The following is an 18,627-nucleotide window of genomic DNA, read 5'->3' as shown; positions in this document are numbered from 1 at the left end:
AGTTGTGAAGGAGTGCTGTGGCCGGAGTAGCCAGATTCGTTGCCAGCAGTCTTGCGCCTGCCGCCCAGCGGTTCGCCCCGCAGGCCGCGGCCGGCGTACTCCGTCAGGTCCTGGAGATCGCGATTGACGGGTACCAACGGTTCCCCGGCGCCGAGCGGGTGGCCGAGCGGCAACTGGCCAAGGCCGGTGACGACGCGCAGCTCGCCATCGACGCGGTGATCGACCAGCACATCCGGCTGGCCGGCGTGCAGGGATTCGTCACCAGCATCGGCGGGCTGGTCACGCTCCCGGTCGCGCTGCCGGCGAACCTGACCGGCATCGCGGTGGTGCAGGCGCGGATGGTCGCCGCGATCGCGCACCTGCGCGGGTACGACCTCGACGATCCGCGGGTCCGCACCGCGGTGATCACCTGTCTGCTGGGCGAGGACGGCGTCACCGACCGGCTGAAGAAATCCAGCCTGCCGACGTCACCGCTCGCGATCGCGACCGCGCCCGTCTTCGATCCCGAACTGGACCGACAGGTGGCCGGGGAGGTGGTGGGCGAACTCATCGCCCGGATCGGCGGCAAGCGGATGGGCATCATGGTGACCCGGCGCATCCCGCTCCTCGGTGGCGCGGTCGGCGCCGGAGTCGACGGCTGGTCGACGTACCAGGTCGGTCAGTACGCCGACAAGAGCCTCGTCCGCCGCATCCGCCGCCCGATCGAGCCTTAGCGGCGTCCGCTTCTGACGGGAGAACAGGTGTCTGAGGCTGTCGCGCCGTTGTGGGGGCCGGTGCTGGACTGTCCCGACCCGATCGCGCTGGCGGAGTTCTACCAGCGCATCTGCGGTGGCGAACTCACCGTGGCGACGGACTCCCTGGCCGAGCTGCGACTGGACTCGATCAGCCTCGGGTTCCAGCGCGACCTCAACTACCGCGCACCGACCTGGCCGGATCCACGGGTCCCGCAGCAGGGTCATCTCGACTTCAAGGCCGCCGACCTGGACGCGACGGAGTTGCGCGTGCTCGCGGCGGGTGCGACCAAGTGCGCAGTACAGCCGAATCCTGCCGGGTTCCGGGTCTTTCTCGATCCGGCCGGGCATCCGTTCTGCATTTCGACCTGGGGCACCGAGGCGGGACCGCCGGAATCCCGGTGAAACTGTCGGCACGGCGTGTCAGCATGAGCCGGTGAGTACTCGACGGACCGAGCTCGCGGAGTTCCTGAAGGCCTGCCGCGCCCGGCTCACCCCCGAAGCCGTTGGCCTGCCCCCAGGCGGCCGACGCCGTACTCCGGGCCTCCGGCGCGAGGAGCTCGCCCAACTCGCCGGTGTCGGGGTCACCTGGTACACCTGGCTCGAGCAGGGCCGGCCGATCAACGTCAGCGGCCAGGTGCTCGACGCGGTCGCGACCACGCTGTGCCTCACCGACCTGGAGCGAGCCCACCTGTACTCGCTGGCCGAGGCGACTCCGGTCCGGGCCAAGACGGGTGTGCATGCGGACGACCTGGTGCTGGCCGAGATCCTGACCGCGCTCGACCCGCTCCCGGCGGTGATCACCAACACGCGGTACGACATTCTCCAGCCCAACAAGGCCTACAGCGATCTCTTCCACGACTGGCACTCGATGCCTTGCGTCCACCGCAACCTGCTCTGGTGCATCGTGACCGAACCGCTGGCCCGCAAGCAGCTGCTGAACTACGACACCGAGGTGCCGTACCTGGTCGCCCGGATGCGCGCGGCGTACGTCGAACACATCGGCGATCCAGCCTGGGAAACAGACCTGGCCCGGCTGCGGAAGCTGAGCCCCGAATTCGAGCAGCTCTGGTCGCGGCACGAGCTGGCCGAGCCCCAACCCCGCCTGCGCCGCATCCAGCACCCGATCGCCGGCGAACTCTCCTTCACCGTCACCGAACTGACCGTCCCGTCCCACCCCGACCTGATCCTCTTCATCGAAACCCCCGCCGACGAACAGACTCGAACCCAACTCCCCCTCACCCGCCGCAATCCCGCTGCGGTCTGATCAGCAGGGGCTGCGCCCGCTGGGCTGCCGTCAGGCGTCAGCTGACCAGTGCCGCACGGCTGCCGCTTCGCAGCGCGCCAGCGGGATGCGCCCTTGCCTGCCAGCAGCTCCTCGCGTAGCGCGTGGCGTCAGCCGGCTAGAGCTTGTACTACGCGGCTGGCTGAGGGTTTGCCCAGCTGGGTGGACATCCAGATGCTGGTGGTGACCAGTGCTTCCAGGTCGACGCCGGTTTCGATGCCGAGGCCGTTGAGTTGCCAGAGCAGGTCTTCGGTGGCGAGGTTGCCGGTCGCGCTCTCGGCGTACGGGCAACCGCCGAGCCCGCCGGCCGAGCTGTCGATAGTGGTGACGCCTTCCCTCAACGCGGTGAGGGTGTTGGCGAGTGCTTGGCCGTAGGTGTCGTGGAAGTGCACGGCCAGCTTCTCGACGCCGACGCCCGCACTCTCGAACGCCTTGACCAGCGCGATGACCTGGCCGGGCGTCGCCACCCCGATCGTGTCGCCGAGGGAGAGCTCGTGACAGCCGAGCTCGATCAGGCGCGCGCCGACCTTGACCACCTGGTCGATCGGTACGGCGCCTTCCCACGGGTCGCCGTAACACATCGAGACGTACCCGCGGACCGCCAAACCCTCGCCGAGCGCGCGCTCGACGGTCGGGGTGAACATGGCGAACTGCCCGTCGACGGTCGAGTTCAGATTCTTGGCGGCGAAGGTCTCGGTCGCGCTGGCGAAGATCGCGATCTCGCTGACGCCCGCCTCGAGCGCGCGCTGGAGACCACGCTCGTTCGGCACCAGCACCGGCGTACGGAGGCCGTCCGGGAGGTCGAGCCGGCTGAGCAGTTCGGCGGCGTCGGCGAGCTGAGGGACCCACTTCGGGTGCACGAAACTGGTCGTCTCGATCGTGGTCAGCCCGGCCGCGGCGAGCCGCTGGATGAACTCAGCCTTCACCGCCACGTCGACGATCGCATCCTCGTTCTGCAACCCGTCCCGGGGACCGACCTCGTAGATCGTCACCCGATCGGGCAGCCCAACGGCTCGGATCAGCTCAGGCTTGCGCACGTTCGCCTCCATCTCGTGAGCCGGGCTCCGTCGCCGGGGCCGGGAGGGGTCTCCTCCACAATGGCTCGTGATGACAACTTTGGCTGACATTCTGCGCGGGATCGAAGGTGGCGTCTTCCCCACCCCGGACCTGAGCATCAGCGTCGTACCGGCGCCGTCCGAGCGGGAACTGTGCGTGGCGGCCTTCACGGCGCACATCGTGATCGCCGCGGACGTGTCGCCGGAATGGGTCGCCGACCTCATCCCGGACGGCGATCTGTCGGCGCCGCTGAACCCGCCCTTCCTGTACGCCCTGGAACAACTGACGGGCCGCCGAGTCAACGCGATCGACCAACTGCTGCTCGCCCCGGCGATCGCGGACCCCGCTCAGCGCCGCGCCGCCACCGAAGGCCTGGTCGAGGTGACCGAGCGCGGTCACCCCCGCATCGAAAGAGCCTGGCGCTACCGCGACGAGGTCCGCGCTTACGTCGACCCGTACGGCGGCCTGGTGCTCACCGGTCGCGGCGTGGCCGGCCGCTTGGAGGTCGCCCTCGAGGTCCCCGAGTCATCCCGCGAAAAGGGCCACGGCCGCCGCCTGGCCCTCGCCGCACGAGCCCTCATCCCACCCGGCGCCCACATCTGGTCCCAGGTGAGCCCCGGCAACGCCGCCTCCACCCGCACCTTCCTCGCCGCCGACTACAAACCGGTCGGCGCCGAAGCGCTGCTCACCCGGTCCTAGTACTACGCACCGGGCTGCGACTGTAGGGCTATGTGGTCGCCGGCGCCATCACGGGGTAGGGGCGGCGGTGATAAGTGGGGGTGGTGTTGGCATAGATGTCGCCTCGGTAGATGCCGTGGATGATTTCAGCTTCGTAGCCGTTGAGTTCTGGCATGCCGAGGGAGCGGGCGACTTCGAGTTCGGCCGGGGCGTCGTACGGGACGCGGACGAACTGGATGGAGAACGGGGCTTCGTCCAGGGTGTCGGGGATGCCTTCGAGGATGACGTAGACCGGGGTGGGGTCGCCCATGCTGTTGCCGACGCTGCCGGTGTTGAAGAGGGTCCGGCGGTCCAGGTCGACCTCGTAGAAGGGGTCGTGGGTGTCGGCGTACCCGACCACGGTCGGAACCGGGCCGTCGCCGGTGGCCTCGGTGTTCTGGAACATGCCGAGGAACTCCTGCTCGTCGTGATCGAACCGCACCCTGCGGTGCACGCTCGTCGCTGACGCGTGGAAGAGCCGGATCCGGCGGCCGCTGAGCACGAAGTCGTAGCTGAACGGGAGCGATCGCAACCAGGTCCACTGGTCCTCGCGCAGCTCGTTCTTCCACCAGCGCAGGCCTTCACTGTCGTGCGTCCGCTCCGGATCGGGCAGGAAGTCGTCCCAGTTGCCGAGGATGTTGACCTCACACCGCTCCCGGCACAGATCCACCACCGCACTACCCCGCGGCCCCTTGCCGACGTAGTCGCCGAGGTTGAAGATCCGCTCGATCCCCCGCTGCTCGATATCCGCGAACACCGCCTCGAGCGCCGACAGATTCCCATGAACATCAGAAACCAAAGCAATCCGCTGCAAACCCATGCGCCCCATCCTGTCTGCCCACCCAACCCACCCGAGCAGGTGGGTTCCGGGGAGAACCAGACAAGCCCGCCAGAGCTGTCGTGGGCCGAGCCCGGCGAGACCGTGCTGGGCCAGCGTGCGGTGGGACTGTCGTGGGCCGAGCCCGGCAGGACCGTGGTGGGCCAGGCCCGGCAGGCTGCTGTCGGACCCGTGCTGTGAGGCGGTGTGCTCTGGCCCGGCCGGGCAGGGTGGGGCTCGGTGGGGTGGGGCTCGGTGGGGTTACCAGTTGCCGGTGGGGCCGGGGAGGTTGGGGGGATCTGTGGGAGGGGGCGGGGGTTTGGGTGGCCGAGGGGGCGGTGGGGGCGGAGGGCCGCCTGGAGGGGCGGAGGAGCTGCCGCCGGAGTGCGGGCCGCCAGAGTCGGAGCCTGAGCCGCCGGAGCGGGAGCCGCCAGAGGGCGCGCTGCCGCTGGGGCGGGAGCCTCCGGGGGCGGGGCTGCGGGAGCCTCCGGGTGATGGGGAGCCGCCGCCTGACTCGCCGGCTGAGTGGGAGGCTGCGCCGGAGAGGGCGCCGGTGGCTTGTTTGGTGGCGGTCAGGGCGGCGCCGGCGCCGGCTGCGGCTACGCCGATTGCGCCGGTGGCTTGGCTGCCACCTCCGCCACCTCCGCCACCTCCGCCACCTCCGCCACCTCCGCCGCCGCCAGAGCCGGAGCCGGAGCCGGAGCCGGAGGCGCGGGTGCGACCGGGGGAGCGGGCTATGTTGATGGCTCCGGAGGCTAGGCCGCCGGGGTCGGCTACTGCGGAGCCGCTGGCTGAGCCACCGCCTGCTACGGCTGCGGTCAGGGGCACGGTGAAGCGGAGTAGGGCTGGGAGGGCGACGATGGCCAGGGCCAGCATCATCAGGCCGGTGAGTACTTGCACCAGGCCGTCTCCGGACTGATGCATCATCCCGTCGTGGCTCATCCGGAGAGCTGCGGCGTAGATCAATGCGGCGGCCGGCTTGTACGCGATGAAGGCCAGCGCCCACCCGCAGAACTTCTTGAACCACGCCATGCCGGCCTCGGTGTTCGTCGCGGCGGCCGCCAGCGGGAACGTCCCGGCCAGCAACACCAGCATGGCCGAGCGGATCAAGAGCAGAACGATCTGGATGAGCGACGCGACCATCGCCGTCGCACCGGCGAACAGTGCGATCAGGATCGGCAGCTTCTGCGTGGCTCCGCCGTCCATCACCAGGTTCTGCATCGCGCCGTCGAAGGAGGATTTGGGCGGCAACGCCTTGGTGACCAGGTACTTCGAGAACTCGTCCGACCACATCGTCAGCAGTTGCAGCACCGCCGATCCGGCCGCCGCCACGGCCATGAACAACATAGTTGCCTTGAGCAACTCACGGAGCGGCTCGGCGCGCTGCTCCCAGGCGATCCGCATCCCCGCGACCAAAGCCGCCAGCCCGAAGACCGTCCCGGCCACCCAGAGGACGTGCTCCTGCAGGAACGCGACCGGTCCGCTGGCGGTCCAGTCCTGACCGCTGCCGGTGGCGAGCGTCGGGCTCTCCAGGTTGATCCAGAAGGTCGACAGCGAGCGCAGGCTCTCGAGCGCGGCCCTGTTCATGTCCTCCAGCAACGCGTCGAACTGACTGCTGATGACGGACTGAAAGCCTTCCTTCACCTGACAGGCGACATCGAGTCTGCCGCACATCAGACACCGCTCCAGGCCACGAAACCGTCGAGATCACGGTGCTGCGAGTACGGCGCACCGACCGGGCTCCCGCTCGGGGGTGGGACGAGCCGCCAGTCACCGGCGTACCAGGCGAGGGTGATGGTGGCGCTCATGTACTGCGATTCGACGGCCAGCGCGAGCATGATCGTGACGCGGTCGCGGCTGGCGTCCACCACTCGATAGCCGGCCAGCTGCGTCGGCTCCGAGGCCGCGTCGCCGGACTCTGCCGCCAACTGCTCGATCAGAGTGTCCGTATCGCGGCCGGGCAACATCAACTTGCGGGCGGTCGCGACAGCCTTGGTCTGATCGGCCAGCGCGGCGATCACGTTGTACGCCGCGTAGACCGCGCCGGTCGGCGAATGCGCGAAACAACGCCGGAACCCGTCGCCGTCGGTCTTGCCCGGCCCGTACGCCGCCGAACGCGGAACCACCACCCGACGACTCACCTCCCACCCATCAACACCCGGCGCCTTGCCGGAGGGAATCGCCTGCTCGCCATCGCTCAACCCACACCGGTTCGCAGTACCAGTCATCTCCGGCCCAGGCGTGGCCCCGGACTCAGAGCCCGGCAGGGAGGGTTGCCCGCCGGACGGCTCCGCCCCCACCGAGCCCTTGACCTGACCTGCGTCCCCACCGCCCGGCTCAGCCGACCCCGGGTCACCGGAACCCGCGCCGCCCGAGCGCGAGTCGCCCGAGGCTGAGGCTGGTCCGCGTACTGCGGCCTGGCTCCCCGCGTCCGACGAGAGGCCGGTGACGAGGAGGACTCCGCCGCAGGCGAGGACGGCGCCGATGATGATGCAGGCCGCGACGAACCCCCGGCCGAACGGTGACTGGTCTTCGGTCTCACTCATCGGATCCCCCACTTTCCCGGTTCACTGGCTGACCCTGGAAAGCCTGGCAAAGATCGGCCGACCGCCGCGAAAGTTATCCACAGGTAGCTGTCCGCAGCCCCGAAGTCACGCTCAATCACCCATCGATCGTGTCTCGACCTGTAGCCGATAGGTCACCCGGTGTAGCGAACTGACCTAGTCAGCTAATAGAGTCCGCGCATGACCATCGCGCCTTCGCTTTGCTCGCCCCTAGCGCTCGCCGATGCAGAACCCACTCACGCCGCCGAACCCTGGGATAGCGACGTGATCACCGCGTACGGCCTGCTGCGGGAAGCAGCAGCCGAACTCGATCACCTGATGCGCCATTCCCTCAAGCGCAGTGGTCTGCAAATGGCAATGTTCGAACTGTTGCTGCGGCTTGCCCGTAGCCACGGGGAGAAGCAGCGTCTCACCTCACTCGCCCGGGAGCTGACCGTCACCACCGGCGGCATCACCCGGCTGGTCGACCGCGCCGAGAATCTCGGACTGGTACGCCGGGAGCCCTGTCCCGACGACGCCCGCGGCTCGTACGCGGTTCTCACGGAGGAGGGCAAGCGCCGGCTTCGCGAAGCGCTGCCGGACCACCTCCTGGAGATCGACAGCCTGTGGATGTCCCAGCTGGCGGACGAGCAGGAACTCGTCCTCGGCAAGCTCCGTCGCGTTCGCGACAACGCCCGTCGCTGGCCCAACGGCCGGCCCAACCTCGGTCCGCTGTCCGCAGCCGACCGGATCTGACCCCGCAGGACTCAGCAACACCTCGGCAAGAGCATTACCCGCTACTAACGGATGCGGCGTCTGGCTGGTGCCTGGCGCCGCACCGAGCGATCGTTGAGCCGTGAACCAACCTCTGGTCCGGCCGGTGTCCAGCGACAACCCTCCCGTGCGCTCCCCACGGACCGGACTCGTCCTCAGGTCAGCCGCCGGTGGTGTGCTGGCCGCCCTCGCGGGTCTGGCCGCCGGCGCAGTTGCCGCCGCACTGCTCGGCACCCGGCTGTCGCCCGTCGTGGCGATCGGTTCGGCCTTCATCGACCGGGTCCCGCCGTGGCTCAAGGACCTGGCCATCTCCGTCTTCGGGACGCACGACAAGACCGCGCTCAAAGCCGGCATCCTCATCGTTCTGCTCGCCCTCGCCGCTCTCGGCGGTGTTCTCGCCGTACTACGGTACTGGTCGGGCGCGGCCGTCGTCATCCTGCTCGCAGGTCTCGCCGTCCTGGCGGCAGCCACCCGGCCCGACGCGGGGCAGACCGGTTTCGTCCCGTCGTTCGTCGCTGGGATCACCGCGCTGCTCATCCTCAGGCTCTTCGCCACACGGCTGTCCGGTCTCGTCACTGACCCGCAGGACGGTGTCAGTCGCAGAGGGTTCCTCCAGCTCTCGGCCGGGGTGGCGCTCGGAACCGTCGCGGTCGGCGCACTGGGCCGGGTCGTCGGCGGGCGACGCGCTGCCGTCGCGGAGGCCCGCGAGGCGCTCAACCTGCCCTTGCCGCCGAGCCTCGACCCGCCGGCCGGAGTACAGGCTGCCGGTGCTGTTCCGTGGGCGACGCCGACTGAGGATTTCTACCGGATCGACACCGCGTTGTCGGTACCGCTGATCACCCCGACGGACTGGACGTTGCGGATCCACGGCATGGTCGATCGCGAGGTCCAGCTGAACTTCGACGACCTGCTGAAACGCAAGGTCGTGCACAAGTGGGTCACCTTGGCGTGTGTCAGCAACGAGGTCGGTGGCGACCTGATCGGCAACGCGCTGTGGTCCGGCGTCCTGCTGAAGGACCTGCTGGCCGAGGCCGGGCCGGCCGCCGACGCCGATGCGATCAAGTCGACCTCGCAGGACGGCTTCACCGCCGGTACGCCGCTGAGCGCGCTGACCGACGATCGCGAGTCGATGCTCGCCTTCGCGATGAACGGGCAGCCGTTGCCGGTGGAACACGGCTTCCCGGTGCGCATCGTCGTACCGGGGCTGTACGGCTACGTCTCGGCGACGAAGTGGCTGACCGAGATCGAGGTGAGCCGGTTCGACCGGTTCGACGCGTACTGGACGCCGCGCGGCTGGTCGGAGCTCGGCCCGATCAAGTTGTCGTCGCGGATCGACGTCCCGCGGTCGAAGGCGACCGCCGGTCAGGTGACGGTGGCCGGCGTGGCCTGGGACCAGCACGTCGGCGTCTCGAAGGTCGAGGTCCGCGTCGATGGTGGCCCATGGCAACAAGCCGAGCTGGCGACGGACGCGTCCATCGACACCTGGCGGCAATGGCACTGGACCTGGAACGCGCCACGGGGCAACCATGTCCTGCAGGTCCGCGCGTTCGATGCCAAGGGCGACCCCCAGATCGAGGTCCAGGCGCCACCGGCCCCGGACGGCTCGACCGGCCTGCACAGCGTCGACATCAAGGTCGGCTAGCTGTCCTGACGGGTGACCGCTGCCAGGACCATCGGGAGGAAGGTGTGCTCGAGGGTGCCGGCGGGTAGCTGCTCGGGCTCCAGCAGGGTCTGTGCGCGGGCTCCTTCGTGGACCGCGATGACCAAGCGGACGAACTGCTGCGGCGGGACGCTCAGCCGCAGTCCGCTGGTCCTGGTGATCTCCTCGACGAGCCGGGTCAGCTGGTCGCGGAACATCGCCCGCTGCTGGTTGAGCGCCTCCGCGGCCTCCGGATGCCGGAGCGCGTGCAGGGTGAACTCGGTGGAGATGAGATGCCACTGCCGCTGATCCGGCGCCGCGTCGTCGAGCAGGCCCAGTACTGCGTCCAGCAGGGTTGTGGGCTGATTGGCAAGGTCGGGCAACAGCGCGGCGATCTGCTCCAGCAGGCGATCCGTGGTGGCCTGGAACAGGGCGAGCACGAGTTCGTCCTTGGAGCCGAAGTTCGAGTAGAACGCGCCGCGGGTGAAGCCGGCCCGGTCGCAGATGTCCTCCACCGAGGCGCCGTGGAAGCCGCGCTCGGCGAACACCGCGAGGGCCCCTTCGAGCAGCCGGGCGCGGGTGTTGGAGCGACGTCGCTTGGGCGGTTCCATGACAGTAGGATACAGTTCTGTATTGAATACACAACCGTATTGAACGGGGTTTGCCAGGATGGAGCTCAAGGCACACGCGATCAGCGTGCGGGGGCCGCACGCGCCGATGCTGCAGCCGACGTCGGTCAGCGTCGGCGACCACCAGCTGGTGCTGTTGGCGGGGTACCCCGGCCCTGGTCATGTCGCCGTGTCTCTCGGGCTCTCCGGGCGGCTGAAGCCGGACGGTGGCGACGTACAGCTGGACGGCGAGACCTCTGGTCGCGTACTGCGCCGGCGGGTTGCCGTAGTCGATGCGCCGGGGATCACTGAGCCTGACGATGCCCTGCCGGTCCAGACGGTCGTTGGCGAGGAGCTGGCGATTGCTGGACACAAAGCTGGACGCAAGGCGGTCCTGGAGTGGCTGGAGCAGCACGAGTGGGATGGTTTCGCTGATCGACGGTTCGAGCATCTCCCGGTGAGCGTGCGGACCAAGCTATTTGCGGAGCTCACCGTGGCTCGGCCGGACGTCAAGGCGGTCATCCTGACGATGCCGGACCGGCTGGGCGGGGATCCGCACGAGTGGTACGAGCTGGGGCGCGACCTGGCGTCCCGCGGGTACGGCGTGATCATCACCTGCGCGGACGCGTCGGCACGCCTCCTCGGAGTCGAAGCAGCCCAGCTCGGCTCGGTCAGCCCGCCGCAACCCGTGCAGATCGAGCCCGCCGAGCCAGTCGCACCCGCAACGCCGACCGAGGTCGCCACCGAAACCACCGGGGCCGGGGAGGCCGAGGCGGTGGATGAGGCCGGGTCGCCGGCGGAGGACGTCGCGTCGGCCGAGCCGGCGGCGGAAGACGCAGTACCGGATGAGGCGGCGGACGTCGTACCGGCAGAAGAAGTTGAAGAGCCTGTGTTGGCTGAGTTGGTTGACGAGAAGAAGAAGGACCTGGCATGACCTCGATCCGGATGGCGATGAGCGAGCTGCGGCGGTTGACCGCGGGGCGGTTGCCGAAGCTGGCCCTGGTCGCGCTGCTGTGCGTGCCGATGCTGTACGGCGGCCTCTACCTCTACGCCAACCACGACCCGTACGGCCGGCTGGACAAGGTCCCCACCGCGGTCGTCGTCGAGGACGCCGGTACTACGTTGTCGACCGGCGAGAAGTTGTCGGTCGGCCCGCAGGTCGCCGACGAACTGGTGAGCTCGAAGAGCTTCGACTGGCACCGGGTGAGTCGGGCCGATGCTCAGGCGGGGGTCGGGAACGGGAAGTACGAGTTCGCGCTCGTGCTGCCGAAGACGTTCTCCGCGGATCTCGCGTCGAGTGCCGAGTTCCAGCCGCGGCAGGCCAATCTCGAACTGCTGACCAACGACGCGAACAACTACCTCGCCCACACGATCGCGAACCAGGTCGTCGCGCAGGTGACCAAGTCCGTCGCGTCGCAGGTGAGTGAGACCGCGGCGAGCAAGCTGTTGGCCGGCTTCAGCACGATCCACGGCCAGATCACCAAGGCGGCGGGCGGCGCCGGGCAACTCCAGAGCGGTCTCACCTCGGCCGCGACCAGTGTCGGCAAGCTCCAGACGGGCGCCGGTCAGCTCAACACCGCGCAGCAGCAACTCGCCGCCGGCGCGACCAAGCTGGACACCGGCCTCGGTCAAGCCGCGAAGGGCGCGGACAGCCTCGCCACCGGCGCCAGTCAGCTGAACTCCGGCCTGACGACGCTGAAGAACAAGACGGCCTCGTTGCCTGCCGACACCAGGAAGCTTGCCAACGGCGCCGATCAAGTTGCTGATGGCAACGAGAAGATCGCCGGCATCGGGCAGGAGGTCGCGACCGCGTCGAGCACGCTGGTAACCGACCTGAGCACTCTCGACGCCGGTCTGGCGGCCCGCCTCAAGGCGCGCGGGTTCACGCAGACGCAGATCAACCAGGTACTCACCGAGACCGCGAAACTGCGCGCACCGGTGGTGACCGCGAACACCAAGATCCAGTCGACCTCCAAGCAGCTGAACCAACTCGCGACCGGCGCCCGGCAGGTGGCCACCGGCGCTGAGACGCTCGCCAACGCGATGCCCGCGCTGACCAGCGGAATCAAGGACGCCGCCGCGGGTGCCTCGCAGCTGAGCACCGGCACGACCCAGCTGAAGAGCGGTATCGGCACTCTCCACGCCGGCTCCTCGCAACTCGCGGCCGGCGAACGGCAGGCCGTCACCGGACAAGGCCGACTGCTGGCCGGCGTCAACGACCTCGCCACGGGAGTCGGCAAACTCAAGACCGGCGCGACAGACCTGAACACCGCGCTGACCAACGGCGCGAAGCAGATCCCCGACCCGTCTCCTCAAGCACGCAAGGCGGTTGCGGAGACCCTCGGCGCACCGGTCGGGCTGAAGAACTCCTCGCAAGCGACCGCCGACAGCTACGGAGCGGGACTCGCACCGTTCTTCCTCAGCCTGTCCTGCTGGATCGGCGCGTACGTGCTCTTCTTGCTGGTCCGGCCGCTGTCACCGCGAGCACTCGCCGGCCTGCAGGCACCGGTTCGCGTCGCGCTCGGCGGTTGGTTGCCGCCCGCAATTTTCGGCGCGATCCAGGCGGCACTGGTCTTCACGGCGGTCAGCTTCGGACTCGGGATCGACACCGCACACCCCTGGCTGACGGTCGGCTATCTGATGCTCACCTCGCTGACCTTCGTCGCGATCCTGCACGCCTTGTCCGCCTGGCTGGGGGCCGTCGGCAAGTTCCTCGGCCTGGTCCTGATGGTGATCCAGCTCGTCAGTGCCGGCGGCACGTTCCCCTGGCAGACGATCCCGACACCGCTTTACTTCTTCCACCACGTCCTACCGATGAGCTACGCCATCGACGGCGTCCGCCACCTCATGTACGGCGGCCCCGGCAACAGCATCCCGAAGGACCTCCTAGTGCTCGCGGCCTGGCTCGCAGCCGGCCTGGCCGCATCCTCGCTGGCGGCGCGCAAACAACGAGTCTGGCCCGCGAAGAAGCTCCAGCCGGAGCTTGCGATCTGAAGGAGGCGGACGCCCAGGCCATCAAAGGGCGGCCGGCGAGACGCGGGTGAGCGCGCCGCCTTGGCTGACGTGGGGGCATTGATGGGCTGGGGCTCCGCGCCTTACTCAGCAAGCACCTTGACCGCCGCCTTGAGTAGCTCGCCCGTGGTGGGCTGGTCGAAGTACGTGATGAGGGCTTCGTAGGTGCCGTGGTGGGCGGCGTCGGGGTCTACTACGTAGCCGAAGTAGCCGTCGGTGTAGCCGATGACTCGGGTGATGGGGTGGGGGCTGTCTGCCTGGAGGTAGCAGCCGTGGCTGGCGAAGAGTTCTACCGGGAGGTGGACCCAGGCGACCTCTCCGAGCTTGACGACGCTGATCGGGAGGTCGAGCGCGGGCGGGAGGTTGGCGGCTGCCATCTGTGCTTGGCCGCGGGCGCCGTCGAGGCGGGTTTGGGCGATGCGCTGGGCCGGGTGGTCGATGCCGCCGTGGAGGTCGGCTTCGGCTGTCGCCACCATGGCTTCCAGCTCGGCCGGTGTAGGGAAGTCGCGCACCTTCAACGTCACCGTCGTACGCCGGATGGCCGGCGCCACGGCAGGTAGCTCGAGACCTGGTTCGGTCAGTGCTTCGGCGACGCGGGCTGCGAGCAGACCGCCGAGGCGTTCGACCTCCCGAGCGTCACGGCCCTGACGGGTGAACCGAGGGCTGACGTCACCGGCCGCTCCTTGGAGGAAGCCGACAACCGGTCCTGGCGGGAGGGCCGGCCCACCAAGTGAGGCCGAGGCGGTGCTGAGGTGGGCCAGGGCTTTGCGGGTGGCTCCGGGCCAGTCGGCGGAGTAGAGCAGGTTTTCGGGGCCATACGTGGTGGGGTGGCAGGCGAAGTCGAGGAGTACTGCGGCCAGGGTGCCGTCAGCAACCGAGTGCAACGTCAGGACTCCGGCGGTGTTGTCGTGGGGGCCGTTGCGCCGGTGCCTGTTCGTGCCCACGCCCACCACCTCGATCGAGCGCCACGAAGCGCGCACCGGCCGGCGTTCCAGCGGCGCGGAGGTGACTGCAGCGGTGAGCGACTCGTAGAGAACTGGCTCCCGCTCGGCTGGGATGACCGGATGGATCTGACCGGTCCAGCCCGCCGGCGCCGAGTGGGTGTGGGAGGCACACACCAGCACGCATTCCGGCGGGATGCCCGCCGCAGCGCCGGCCGCCGCGGACAACTCGGCCACCAAAGACGTCCCTACCGCGATCGCGTCCAGGCTCAACCAGAGCACTCCGGGCGAGTCCGCAGTACTGAGCCAGATCATCGTCGCGCGCAACAGATCCGCAGTACCGGTGGCTACTCCCTCTCGGGCGGCGTAGCCGTCGAGGCGGTGGCCGGGTGGTGGGGTCACGTCCAGGGACGCCGCGGCCAGCAGTAGTTCGCTCATTTCGACGCTCCCGCGGTCGTGCTCTGCCGGTGGAATACCCAGTAGACCGCCGGCAAGGTCTCGATCGAAAGGATCTGGCTGTCTTTGCTCATCTGTCGCTTCGGATCGCGCCGACCAGCCGGGCGGTGATCTCCATCGGGTTGGTGATCGCGGAGCCGACGACGACGGCGTACGCACCGGCTTCGCGGACAGCGCGGACGTCTTCGGGCGTGCGGATCCGGCCCTCAGCGATGACCGGGCAGTCCAGCACCGCGGCGAGCTCCCGGACCAGGTCGACGTCCGGTCCGGCGGGGGTGTTGCCGGTGGTATAGCCGGACAGTGTGGTCGCGACCAGGTCGGCGCCGTCGGCACGCGCCGCGAGGCCGGCTTCGAGGCCGTCGACATCGGCCAGCACCGGTACTCCGAGCTCGTCGTGGATGCGCTCGATCTGGCGTCGCAACCGGTGCCCGTCGGGGCGTGGCCTCAGGGTGCCGTCGAGGGCGATCAGCCCCGCGCCCGCCTCGACGAGACCGATGGCGGACTCGAAGGTCGGCGTGATGAAGACGCCAGCGGGATCGCCGACCTTGTGGAGGCCGATGATCGGCAGGTCTGTGACCGCGCGGATCGCGGCCACGTCGGCAGCTCCGTTCGCGCGGAGGGCGCCGGCGCCGCCCGCCTCCGCGGCGCGAGCCATCAAGGCCATCGACTCGGGAGAGCAGAGAGGGTTGCCGGGGCCGGCTTGGCAGGAGACCACGAGGCTGCCTGGCTGGAGGATCGGCATCAGTCGGTCCGGTGGATCACGAGGAGTTCGGCGTACGGGCCCGGGGCCGCTGTGGCCAGGCGTTCGGCGCCGTCGAGGGAGCTGCCCGCGGCGGGCGTCAGGTGTGCGCGAGGTGGCAGGGCGGCTCGCACCGGGTCGGCAAGTTGTTCGCCGGCGCCGGCGAACAGGCCGCCTACACAGGCGACCGGGACCGGTTCGTGACCGGCCAGCCGGTGTACTGCGGTGGCGATTGTCTCGGCGATGTCGGTCGCGGCTCCGAGGACGATGCCTTGGGCAACTGGATCGCCGGTGGCGGCGTGCTGTAGTACGACGGGCGCGAAGCGGGCGACGTCGTCCACGAGGGTCGGCGACGGGTACAACGTGATCGGATCCAGGTCGGTGTCAGCGAGCGTGGTCGCCGGACCGCGACCGTCACGAGCCCGCTGTACTGCGACGAGGCCCGCGCGCCCGATCGCGAAAGCACTCCCGGCGTCGCCGAACAGGTAGCCATGCCCGTCGACCTTGTAGCAGGAGCCATCACGATCAACCGCCAGACAGACCAACCCGGTGCCAGCAGCAACCACCACGCCGTACCCGTCGGGGAGCGCCCCAGCGTGAGCGGTCACCATGTCCTGAGTCAACCGCACCTCGGCAGCGTCCAGCACCTCGGCAATTCCGCCGGCCAGCTCGCGCGCCCGCTCCGGATCCTGCGGGAACCCGGTGAGCCCGAGAGCTGCAACCTCGACCGGGGCCACCACACCCGCTCTTTGCGCCGTGAGGCGGATGGCCTGCAGGGTGGCTTGGACGCTGTTGGTGCTGTGGGTGTAGCCGGGCCCTTCTGCTGTGGTGCGGGAGGGGAGTACGCGGAGACGGAGGGCTGACTGGCCGCCATCGAAGGCTAGGTGGGTCATGAGTGATCCAACGTGCCGGAAGGCCCAGGGTGCATGGACCTACTCTGGCTGTCTGGTGCTGGTCGGTAAAGCGAATCGACTAGACCACTGACGAAGTTCAGGAGGGGACAGCATGCGGTTTGGGCTCAAGGTCAATCCGGCCGGCTGGGACGACGCGGCGTACTGGGCGGGTGTCGCCGAGTCGGCCGGCTTCGACGGGCTGTGGACGGGTGACAACCTGCGCAATCCGCGCGACGCCGCGATTCCCGTGCACGACGGGCCGACCGTCATCGCCGGGTGGGCGGCGACCACGACGAAGATCCGAGTCGGGCTGCTGATCGCGAACATGGTGTTCCGGCAGCCGACCCTGCTCGCGAAGCAGGCGACGACGCTGGACCACATCTCGGGCGGACGGTTCGACCTGGGCATCGGCTCCGGCGTCTGGCCGACCGACCACGGCATGGCCGGTACGCCGGTCTGGACCGCGCGCGAGCGAACCGACCGGCTGGCAGAGTTCGTCGCGGTCGTGGAGCGGTTGCTGTCAGGCGACGTGAGCGACCACGACGGTCCGTACTACCCGTACACGCTGGCCGCGATGGCGCCGGGCACGGTGCAGGAACGGCTGCCGTTGATCGTGGCAGCCAACGCTCCGCGGGCACTCGCGGTGGTCGCGGCCCACGCGGACGGCTGGGTGACCTTCCCCGGCGCCGCCGCCGAGGAGGAGTTCTACACGAAGTCTGTCGAGCGCGGCCGCGCGCTGGACGAGCTACTCGGTGGTCGCGAGATCCGGCGGATTCTGCTGGCCTACGGGCAGATCGACCCGTGGGCGTCCGAGGACGGATTCGCGCGACTGGTCGAGCGTTACCAGCAGATCGGCTTCAACGAACTGGTGGTCTACGCCCCCAAGGAGCATGAGTTGGCGGTCTTCGAGAAGGTGACCGCGCGGCTCGACACCTACCGCGGCTAGACCTCGATGTTCGACATCACGTGTTTGATGCGGGTGTAGTCCTCGAGGCCGTACATCGAGAGGTCTTTGCCGTGGCCGGAGTTCTTGAAGCCGCCGTGGGGCATCTCGGCGACGATCGGGATGTGGGCGTTGATCCAGACGCAGCCGAAGTCGAGGCGGCGGGCCATTCGCATTGCGCGGCCGTGGTCGCGGGTGAAGACCGAGGAGGCCAGCCCGTACTCGACGCCGTTGGCCCAGCGGAGGGCTTCGTCCTCGTCGGTGAAGCGTTGGACGGTGATGACCGGGCCGAAAATCTCCTGCTGGATCGCCTCGTCGGTCTGCCGCAGCCCTGACACGACCGTCGGTTCGTAGAAGTAGCCGCGGTCGCCGACCGCGTTGCCGCCGGTCTGGAGTGCAGCATGGTCGGGGAGCCGGTCGACGAAGCCCTTGACCCGGCTGAGCTGGTCGGCGTTGTTCAGGGCGCCGTACGCGACGTCCTCCTCGGGCTGGCCTGTCGTGGTCGAACGCGCCTGCTCGGTGAGGGCTGCGACGAAGTCGTCGTGGATGCGTGGACCCGCAAGCACTCGCGTTGCGGCTGTGCAGTCCTGGCCGGCGTTGAAGTAGCCTGCGCCGGCGATCGCTTCCGCCGCGGCCTCCAGGTCGGCGTCGTCGAAGACGACCACCGGAGCCTTGCCGCCCAGCTCGAGATGCGTGCGCTTCAACTGTCGCGCCGCGGCCGACGCGACCTCCATGCCTGCCCGAACCGATCCGGTGATCGCGACCAACTGCGGGATCTCGTGATCGACCAGCGCGCGACCGGTGTCGCGATCTCCGCACACCACGTTGAAGACACCCGGCGGCAGAAGCTCGTTGCACAGCTCGGCCAGCAGCACCGTCGACGCCGGTGTGGTGTCGCTCGGTTTCAGCACGACCGTGTTCCCGGCCGCGAGCGCAGGCGCGATCTTCCAGATCGCCATCATCAACGGGTAGTTCCACGGCGTCACCTGACCGACGACCCCGATCGGCTCGCGCCGGATCCAGGACGTGTGACCGGCCAGGTACTCGCCGGCCGACCGCCCCTCCAGGACCCGCGCGGCGCCGGCGAAGAAGCGCAACTGGTCCACACAGGGCGGCAACTCCTCGCTCGCGGTCAGCGCGAGCGGCTTGCCGGTGTTCTCGCTCTCCACCCGGGTGAACTCGTCCGACCGTGTCTCCAGCGCATCCGCGATCTTCAGCAGCATCCGCTGCCGGTCCGCCGGCGTCGTGTCCCGCCAGGTCTCGAACGCCCGGGCCGCTGCCCGCATCGCCTGGTCGACATCCTCCGTCCCGGACTTCGGCGCCTGCGCATAGACCTCACCGGTCGCCGGATCGATCACGTCGTACGTCGCACCGCCGAGCGCGCCGGCCGGCTTGCCGTCCACAACATTCGAGAGCGTCTGCATGGCCGCGAGCCTAATCGCAGTCGCAACGAATTCGGTAGGCCTTCCGGCG

General features: G+C 69.1%; 18 protein-coding genes. 9 read left to right on the top strand and 9 right to left on the bottom strand.

What is annotated here, in order from left to right; translation table 11 throughout:
• Positions 1-17: 17 nt before the first annotated feature.
• Genes ACQPYM_RS00910 through ACQPYM_RS00900 form a run of 3 tightly spaced genes read left to right on the top strand, consistent with a single transcriptional unit; the run spans position 18 to position 1,998 of the window.
• Positions 18-713: an EcsC family protein gene (locus tag ACQPYM_RS00910; RefSeq protein ID WP_433013212.1), complete on the top strand. Its 696-nt coding sequence runs from the start codon at positions 18-20 to the stop codon at positions 711-713.
• A gap of 27 nt (positions 714-740) precedes the next feature.
• Entirely contained in the window at positions 741-1,136 is a 396-nt protein-coding gene (locus tag ACQPYM_RS00905; RefSeq protein ID WP_433013210.1) for a VOC family protein, read from the top strand.
• Between the two features lie 31 nt (positions 1,137-1,167).
• The gene (locus ACQPYM_RS00900; protein ID WP_433013208.1) at positions 1,168-1,998 is read left to right on the top strand and encodes a helix-turn-helix transcriptional regulator; all 831 of its coding nucleotides are present in this window, start codon (positions 1,168-1,170) and stop codon (positions 1,996-1,998) included.
• Positions 1,999-2,126: 128 nt separating this feature from the next.
• On the opposite strand, the gene ACQPYM_RS00895 is transcribed toward ACQPYM_RS00900, so the two are convergent.
• The gene (locus ACQPYM_RS00895) at positions 2,127-3,053 is read right to left on the bottom strand and encodes a hydroxymethylglutaryl-CoA lyase (protein ID WP_433013206.1); all 927 of its coding nucleotides are present in this window, start codon (positions 3,051-3,053) and stop codon (positions 2,127-2,129) included.
• A 70-nt stretch (positions 3,054-3,123) separates the two neighbouring features.
• On the opposite strand from ACQPYM_RS00895, the gene ACQPYM_RS00890 reads away from it, so the two are divergent.
• Positions 3,124-3,771 carry a GNAT family N-acetyltransferase gene (locus tag ACQPYM_RS00890; RefSeq protein WP_433013204.1) on the top strand — a complete coding sequence of 216 codons (648 nt, stop codon included), beginning with the start codon at positions 3,124-3,126 and terminating at the stop codon, positions 3,769-3,771.
• A 28-nt stretch (positions 3,772-3,799) separates the two neighbouring features.
• On the opposite strand, the gene ACQPYM_RS00885 is transcribed toward ACQPYM_RS00890, so the two are convergent.
• From ACQPYM_RS00885 to ACQPYM_RS00875, 3 genes are all read right to left on the bottom strand, one after another.
• Entirely contained in the window at positions 3,800-4,609 is an 810-nt protein-coding gene (locus ACQPYM_RS00885) for a metallophosphoesterase family protein (RefSeq protein ID WP_433013202.1), read from the bottom strand.
• A 258-nt stretch (positions 4,610-4,867) separates the two neighbouring features.
• The gene (locus ACQPYM_RS00880) at positions 4,868-6,280 is read right to left on the bottom strand and encodes a hypothetical protein (protein ID WP_433013200.1); all 1,413 of its coding nucleotides are present in this window, start codon (positions 6,278-6,280) and stop codon (positions 4,868-4,870) included.
• Entirely contained in the window at positions 6,280-7,152 is an 873-nt protein-coding gene (locus ACQPYM_RS00875) for a hypothetical protein (RefSeq protein WP_433013198.1), read from the bottom strand. The genes ACQPYM_RS00880 and ACQPYM_RS00875 overlap by 1 nt, the downstream gene beginning before the upstream one ends.
• Positions 7,153-7,350: 198 nt before the next feature.
• Between ACQPYM_RS00875 and ACQPYM_RS00870 the strand changes: the two genes are divergently transcribed.
• Complete coding sequence (locus ACQPYM_RS00870; RefSeq protein ID WP_433013196.1) at positions 7,351-7,905, top strand: MarR family winged helix-turn-helix transcriptional regulator; 555 nt, start codon at positions 7,351-7,353, stop codon at positions 7,903-7,905.
• 100 nt (positions 7,906-8,005) lie between these two features.
• Positions 8,006-9,565 carry a molybdopterin-dependent oxidoreductase gene (locus ACQPYM_RS00865; RefSeq protein ID WP_433013194.1) on the top strand — a complete coding sequence of 520 codons (1,560 nt, stop codon included), beginning with the start codon at positions 8,006-8,008 and terminating at the stop codon, positions 9,563-9,565.
• Here ACQPYM_RS00865 and ACQPYM_RS00860 read toward each other — a convergent pair.
• Positions 9,562-10,173, bottom strand: a complete 612-nt coding sequence (locus ACQPYM_RS00860) for a TetR/AcrR family transcriptional regulator (RefSeq protein ID WP_433013192.1) — start codon at positions 10,171-10,173, stop codon at positions 9,562-9,564. The genes ACQPYM_RS00865 and ACQPYM_RS00860 overlap by 4 nt on opposite strands.
• Positions 10,174-10,231: 58 nt before the next feature.
• On the opposite strand from ACQPYM_RS00860, the gene ACQPYM_RS00855 reads away from it, so the two are divergent.
• Together ACQPYM_RS00855 and ACQPYM_RS00850 are read left to right on the top strand one after the other, a co-directional pair.
• Positions 10,232-11,104, top strand: a complete 873-nt coding sequence (locus tag ACQPYM_RS00855; RefSeq protein WP_433013190.1) for a hypothetical protein — start codon at positions 10,232-10,234, stop codon at positions 11,102-11,104.
• Positions 11,101-13,164, top strand: a complete 2,064-nt coding sequence (locus ACQPYM_RS00850; RefSeq protein ID WP_433013188.1) for a YhgE/Pip family protein — start codon at positions 11,101-11,103, stop codon at positions 13,162-13,164. The genes ACQPYM_RS00855 and ACQPYM_RS00850 overlap by 4 nt, the downstream gene beginning before the upstream one ends.
• 101 nt (positions 13,165-13,265) lie before the next feature.
• Here ACQPYM_RS00850 and ACQPYM_RS00845 read toward each other — a convergent pair whose 3' ends face one another.
• The 3 genes from ACQPYM_RS00845 to ACQPYM_RS00835 form a co-directional block, all read right to left on the bottom strand.
• Complete coding sequence (locus tag ACQPYM_RS00845) at positions 13,266-14,561, bottom strand: neutral/alkaline non-lysosomal ceramidase N-terminal domain-containing protein (RefSeq protein WP_433013186.1); 1,296 nt, start codon at positions 14,559-14,561, stop codon at positions 13,266-13,268.
• Positions 14,562-14,649: 88 nt separating this feature from the next.
• Positions 14,650-15,321, bottom strand: a complete 672-nt coding sequence (locus tag ACQPYM_RS00840) for an N-acetylmannosamine-6-phosphate 2-epimerase (protein WP_433013184.1) — start codon at positions 15,319-15,321, stop codon at positions 14,650-14,652.
• The gene (locus ACQPYM_RS00835; protein WP_433013182.1) at positions 15,321-16,211 is read right to left on the bottom strand and encodes an N-acetylglucosamine kinase; all 891 of its coding nucleotides are present in this window, start codon (positions 16,209-16,211) and stop codon (positions 15,321-15,323) included. Before ACQPYM_RS00835 ends, ACQPYM_RS00840 begins: the two co-directional genes overlap by 1 nt.
• A gap of 112 nt (positions 16,212-16,323) precedes the next feature.
• On the opposite strand from ACQPYM_RS00835, the gene ACQPYM_RS00830 reads away from it, so the two are divergent.
• On the top strand, positions 16,324-17,157 hold the full coding sequence (locus ACQPYM_RS00830) for an LLM class flavin-dependent oxidoreductase (RefSeq protein ID WP_433013180.1): 834 nt from the start codon (positions 16,324-16,326) through the stop codon (positions 17,155-17,157).
• Here ACQPYM_RS00830 and ACQPYM_RS00825 read toward each other — a convergent pair.
• The gene (locus ACQPYM_RS00825; protein ID WP_433013178.1) at positions 17,154-18,578 is read right to left on the bottom strand and encodes a gamma-aminobutyraldehyde dehydrogenase; all 1,425 of its coding nucleotides are present in this window, start codon (positions 18,576-18,578) and stop codon (positions 17,154-17,156) included. The two genes, ACQPYM_RS00830 and ACQPYM_RS00825, sit on opposite strands and share 4 nt — an antisense overlap.
• Between the last annotated feature and the right edge of the window lie 49 nt (positions 18,579-18,627).

The sequence above is a fragment of the Kribbella sp. CA-294648 genome (assembly GCF_050943845.1).
Classification (GTDB): Bacteria; Actinomycetota; Actinomycetes; order Propionibacteriales; family Kribbellaceae; genus Kribbella.
The sequence above is the reverse complement of the archived record's forward strand: the minus strand, read 5'-3'. Positions and strand labels throughout refer to the sequence as shown.

Bases quoted from the DNA above. Each gene is read 5' to 3' on its own strand.
- ACQPYM_RS00825 (WP_433013178.1), bottom strand. From the start codon at position 18,578: ATGCAGACGCTCTCGAATGTTGTGGACGGCAAGCCGGCCGGCGCGCTC.
- ACQPYM_RS00890 (WP_433013204.1), top strand. From the start codon at position 3,124: ATGACAACTTTGGCTGACATTCTGCGCGGGATCGAAGGTGGCGTCTTC.
- ACQPYM_RS00860 (WP_433013192.1), bottom strand. From the start codon at position 10,173: ATGGAACCGCCCAAGCGACGTCGCTCCAACACCCGCGCCCGGCTGCTC.
- ACQPYM_RS00835 (WP_433013182.1), bottom strand. From the start codon at position 16,211: ATGACCCACCTAGCCTTCGATGGCGGCCAGTCAGCCCTCCGTCTCCGC.
- ACQPYM_RS00855 (WP_433013190.1), top strand. From the start codon at position 10,232: ATGGAGCTCAAGGCACACGCGATCAGCGTGCGGGGGCCGCACGCGCCG.
- ACQPYM_RS00850 (WP_433013188.1), top strand. From the start codon at position 11,101: ATGACCTCGATCCGGATGGCGATGAGCGAGCTGCGGCGGTTGACCGCG.
- ACQPYM_RS00870 (WP_433013196.1), top strand. From the start codon at position 7,351: ATGACCATCGCGCCTTCGCTTTGCTCGCCCCTAGCGCTCGCCGATGCA.
- ACQPYM_RS00875 (WP_433013198.1), bottom strand. From the start codon at position 7,152: ATGAGTGAGACCGAAGACCAGTCACCGTTCGGCCGGGGGTTCGTCGCG.
- ACQPYM_RS00830 (WP_433013180.1), top strand. From the start codon at position 16,324: ATGCGGTTTGGGCTCAAGGTCAATCCGGCCGGCTGGGACGACGCGGCG.
- ACQPYM_RS00840 (WP_433013184.1), bottom strand. From the start codon at position 15,321: ATGCCGATCCTCCAGCCAGGCAGCCTCGTGGTCTCCTGCCAAGCCGGC.
- ACQPYM_RS00845 (WP_433013186.1), bottom strand. From the start codon at position 14,561: ATGAGCGAACTACTGCTGGCCGCGGCGTCCCTGGACGTGACCCCACCA.
- ACQPYM_RS00885 (WP_433013202.1), bottom strand. From the start codon at position 4,609: ATGGGTTTGCAGCGGATTGCTTTGGTTTCTGATGTTCATGGGAATCTG.
- ACQPYM_RS00880 (WP_433013200.1), bottom strand. From the start codon at position 6,280: ATGTGCGGCAGACTCGATGTCGCCTGTCAGGTGAAGGAAGGCTTTCAG.